Annotated in this window: 3 protein-coding genes; 2 read left to right on the top strand and 1 reads right to left on the bottom strand. The window is 36.4% G+C overall.

Features of this window, described 5'->3' with window-relative positions:
* Positions 1-91: 91 nt before the first annotated feature.
* The gene (locus ACTTKP_RS12145) at positions 92-220 is read right to left on the bottom strand and encodes a hypothetical protein (protein ID WP_442554143.1); all 129 of its coding nucleotides are present in this window, start codon (positions 218-220) and stop codon (positions 92-94) included.
* 345 nt (positions 221-565) lie between these two features.
* Between ACTTKP_RS12145 and aguA the strand changes: the two genes are divergently transcribed.
* Together aguA and aguB are read left to right on the top strand one after the other, a co-directional pair.
* Positions 566-1,702, top strand: coding sequence for an agmatine deiminase (aguA, locus tag ACTTKP_RS12150; protein ID WP_442554144.1), 1,137 nt, complete (start codon positions 566-568; stop codon positions 1,700-1,702).
* On the top strand, positions 1,702-2,574 hold the full coding sequence (aguB, locus tag ACTTKP_RS12155) for an N-carbamoylputrescine amidase (protein ID WP_442554145.1): 873 nt from the start codon (positions 1,702-1,704) through the stop codon (positions 2,572-2,574). Before aguA ends, aguB begins: the two co-directional genes overlap by 1 nt.
* Positions 2,575-2,576 lie beyond the last annotated feature (2 nt).

Here is a 2,576-nt window from a genome sequence, read left to right on the forward strand (position 1 = left end):
GCACGGTTAAGTTCATACCTTTGTCCTACTACCGCCTCCGTTAATCCTATTTCCAAATCTTCAATCGGAACAAATTGCTCCGCCATAACCTTTACAGGTTCATGCAATACCCCCCCCAATTCACAGGAAAGGCTAAACATGCAGTTAAAGCTACAGCCGTACACTTTTTAATAAATGTAGCTTTTTTGATAAATATTTTTTTTAATAATTTTCCTTTCATTTTTTCCTCCTTTGTTAAAAAACATATTAACTTCAAACTTCATTTTGTTTATTCTTTACTAACTATAGTATCTCATATTAATTTTAATTCGTCAATACTTATATTTTTTATACTATTTTATATAATTAACTCTTTTAACTTTTGTTAATTTTCAATCTCTTCATTTTTTCAAAAAAATCCATAAATAACAAGAAGGATTTCCATAATTTGTTTTGTGATAAAAATCATTTTTTCACTTTTTTAGGTAGTAATAATTCCGGTAAAATGTTAGAATATCTACAAATTATCCCAAATTATTCACGAAACATCTTGGGAAGTATTTATTAAATATTTAAAGGAGATACTATGATACTTGAAAGCACCGCAGCCAAGGATGGTTTTCTTATGCCTGCAGAATATGAGCCACACTTAGGAACCATTATGGTCTGGCCGACAAGAGGTGGAAGTTTTCCTTATGATGGAAAAGATGCCAAGCCTGCCTTTACTGCCATAATAAAAAATATAATTAAATACGAAAATGTATTTTTAGTCTGTGATGAGGCTCATAAAGATGAGTTGATGGATTATTTTGTACCGGAGGACTTTGCTCCACTTGGCAATATAGAACTTATTTTGGCAAATACCGACGATGCCTGGGCAAGAGATACCTCACCAACCTTTGTCACAAACAAATACGAGGTAAGGGGCATAGACTGGGTCTTCAATGCCTGGGGTGGAGAATTTGACGGTCTGCTCCCAACCTACGAAAATGACGATATGTTAGCCTCTACTTTTTGTAATAAATACGGGTATGACTATTATGACCTGCATAAAACAGGATTTGTACTGGAGGGAGGGGCTATCCATTCTGACGGTGAAGGCACAATCCTTGTAACCGAAGCCTGCCTATTAAGTAAAGGGAGAAATCCTCAGCTTTCAAAAGATGAAATTGAAGATGTTTTACTTAATTATCTCGGTGCAAAAAAAATAATTTGGCTTCCATATGGCATATATAATGATGAAACCAACGAACATGTAGATAATGTCTGTGCCTTTGTAAAGCCCGGAGAGCTTGTGCTTGCCTGGACAGATGACAAATCTGATCCTCAGTATGATATGAGCCTTGCAGATTTGAAGCTGCTTGAAAATGAAAGCGATGCTAAAGGACGAAAATTCATCATACATAAACTTCCAATACCTAAGAAACCTATTTTAGTTACAAAAGAAGACCTGGATGGATATGAATTTGAGGAAGGTGAGGCAGAAAGAAGTATAGGTGAAAGACTGGCTGCAAGCTATGTAAACTTTTATATCACAAATGGCAGTGTACTTGTACCCGCCTTCGGTGATGAAAATGACGAATTTGCAGTAAATATACTAAAAGAACTATTTCCGGAAAGAGAAATTGTACCTATTAAATCAAGAAGCATACTTGTAGGTGGAGGTAATATCCACTGTATTACCTCTCAGGTTCCTCTTACAAAGAATAGAAAGGATAAATAATGAGAAATTTAACAGTTGCCGCAGTTCAAATGAGCTGCTTTTCTAATCCGAAAGAAAGTATAGAAAAAGCTGAAGACCTTGTGATGCAGGCTGTAAACAAAGGAGCAAAGCTGATATTACTTCCGGAACTTTTTGAAAGGCAGTATTTTTGTCAGGAGAGAAAATACGATTATTATTCTTTTGCAAAACCCGCCTTAGAAAATGATGCTGTTAAGCATTTTACAGAAATAAGCAAAAAGACTGAAACCGTAATCCCTGTCAGTTTCTATGAAAAAGATGGAAATGTACTGTATAATTCAGTTGCCGTGTTAGACTGCGGCAAGTTCCTTGGCATATATAGAAAGACTCATATACCTGATGACCATTTTTATCAGGAAAAATTCTATTTTACTCCCGGAAACACAGGTTTTAAAGTATGGGATACCAGCGCGGGCAAGATAGGCATAGGTATCTGTTGGGATCAGTGGTTTCCGGAAACAGCAAGAAGTCTCGCTATAAACGGTGCCGAAATATTGCTCTATCCTACAGCAATAGGTTCTGAACCTGTATTAAATACAGACAGCTGCGGACATTGGCAGAGAACTATGCAGGGTCATTCTGCCGCCAATATTATACCTGTAATTGCCGCAAACAGAATAGGTACCGAAACCATAGAGCCTTGTGAAAAAAATAACAATCAATCCTCATCACTTACTTTCTACGGCTCCTCTTTTATTACCGATATGACCGGAGAGATAATTGAACATGCCGGAAGAACTGATGAAACCATTCTTACGCATACTTTTGATTTAGATGAAATAAATACAGCAAGACTTGAGTGGGGGCTTATGCGGGACAGACGCCCTGAGTGTTATAAAGATATTATAAAATAAAT

The organism is Catonella sp. (genome assembly GCF_052169795.1).
Taxonomy (GTDB): Bacteria; Bacillota; Clostridia; order Lachnospirales; family Lachnospiraceae; genus Catonella.

Bases quoted from the DNA above. Each gene is read 5' to 3' on its own strand.
- aguA (WP_442554144.1), top strand. From the start codon at position 566: ATGATACTTGAAAGCACCGCAGCCAAGGATGGTTTTCTTATGCCTGCA.
- ACTTKP_RS12145 (WP_442554143.1), bottom strand. From the start codon at position 220: ATGAAAGGAAAATTATTAAAAAAAATATTTATCAAAAAAGCTACATTT.
- aguB (WP_442554145.1), top strand. From the start codon at position 1,702: ATGAGAAATTTAACAGTTGCCGCAGTTCAAATGAGCTGCTTTTCTAAT.